Source organism: Bradyrhizobium sp. UNPF46 (genome assembly GCF_006658625.1).
Taxonomy (GTDB): domain Bacteria; phylum Pseudomonadota; class Alphaproteobacteria; order Rhizobiales; family Xanthobacteraceae; genus Bradyrhizobium; species Bradyrhizobium nitroreducens.
On record NZ_LFJB01000147.1, the window covers coordinates 1 to 1,499 of the forward strand.

Genomic DNA, 1,499 nt, shown 5'->3' on the forward strand with positions numbered 1-1,499 from the left:
ACTAGTACCTCGACGCAGAGGTTTTGACTGGTTGATCTGGGTCCTGCAAGATCGGTAGCTGCTCGGGGGCGACGAGGACTTCGATGCTGCGTGGGCCACCGGGTGTTCTGCGGATGAACCCGGCGCGCTCGAGCGTGAGGATCATCTGGTGCACGGTCGGCGGCGTGACGCCGAAATAGCGCTGGATGTCGCGCTCGGCCGGCGGGCGCCGGTTGACGCGGGTGTAGGCGTCGATGAACGCCAGATACTGGCCCTGCTTAGGGGTGAAGCCGGGCGGGGTCTTGCCAGACATTTGATTCATCGGTCGATTCAGCTGGGCCTCCAGAACGGAGGCTGTGATGAACATACGTTATCATGTCGATCTAAGCTGCGCGGAGCGCACGGAGCTCGAGCTTCTGCTGAGTGGAGGTAGCCAGGCGGTGCGCAAGCTCAAGCGGGCGCAGATCCTGCTGGCGGCGGATGCCGGACTCAGCGACGACGACATTGCCACCAGCGTAGGCGTCGGCCATTCGACGGTCTACCGGACCCGGCGGCGTTTCGTCGAAGGCAATCTGGCTGCCGCCCTGAGTGAGGAGCCGCGTGCCGGGGCGGAACGCAAGCTCACCGACAAGGAGGAGGCCCTGCTTGTGGCCACCGCCTGTTCGAGCCCTCCGGCCGGTCGCGCGCGTTGGACGCTTGAGCTTCTGGCTGATGAGATGATCAGATTGACGTCTCACGAGAGCCTGTCGCGTGAGACGGTGCGGCGGCGCTTGGCCGAGAACGATCTCAAGCCATGGCGCAGGAGCATGTGGTGCATTCCAAAAGTCGACGCGGAATATGTCGCGCGCATGGAGGACGTGCTCGATCTATACGCCGCGCCGCCCGATCCGCGGCAACCGGTGGTCTGCTTCGACGAGAGCCCGGTCCAGCTTATCGGCGAGGTCCGGCCACCGATCCCGGCAAAGCCTGGACGGATCGAGCGCTACGATTACGAGTATCGGCGCAACGGCACCGCCAATCTGTTCGTGGTCATCGACGTGAACCGACCGTGGCGCAAGGTAAAGGCCACCGCGCACAGGGCCGCCACCGACTTCGCCGAGTGCATGCGCGAACTGGTCGACGTGCATTATCCCAAAGCCGATCGCATTCGCGTCGTGCTCGATAATCTGTCCACTCATACGGCCGGCGCACTCTATCAGGCGTTCCCGGCCGATCAGGCTCGTCGGCTGCTACGACGCCTGGAGTTCCATCACACTCCGAAACATGCCAGCTGGCTCAACATGGTCGAGATCGAGATCGGAATCCTCGTCCGACAGTGTCTCGACCGCCGCATCGACAGCTATGCCCGTCTTGTCAGAGAGACCGTCGCTTGGGAAAAACGTCGCAACGCCGAGCGCGCCCAGATCAACTGGATGTTCACAACCCAGAAGGCGCGCGCCAAATTGGGCCGCGCCTACCCCAAAATACCCGCCGAAGCGGTGCAAAAACAAAGAGTCAAAACCTCTGTGTCGAGGTACTAG

General features: G+C 62.8%; 2 protein-coding genes. One reads left to right on the forward strand and one right to left on the reverse strand.

Translation table 11 applies throughout. The features are described 5' to 3' along the window. Position 1: 1 nt before the first annotated feature. Positions 2 to 346: a LexA family protein gene (locus UNPF46_RS37235; RefSeq protein ID WP_245448626.1), complete on the reverse strand. Its 345-nt coding sequence runs from the start codon at positions 344 to 346 to the stop codon at positions 2 to 4. Here UNPF46_RS37235 and UNPF46_RS37240 point away from each other — a divergent pair. Continuing rightward, on the forward strand, positions 339 to 1,499 hold the full coding sequence (locus tag UNPF46_RS37240) for an IS630 family transposase (protein WP_142253340.1): 1,161 nt from the start codon (positions 339 to 341) through the stop codon (positions 1,497 to 1,499). The genes UNPF46_RS37235 and UNPF46_RS37240 overlap by 8 nt on opposite strands.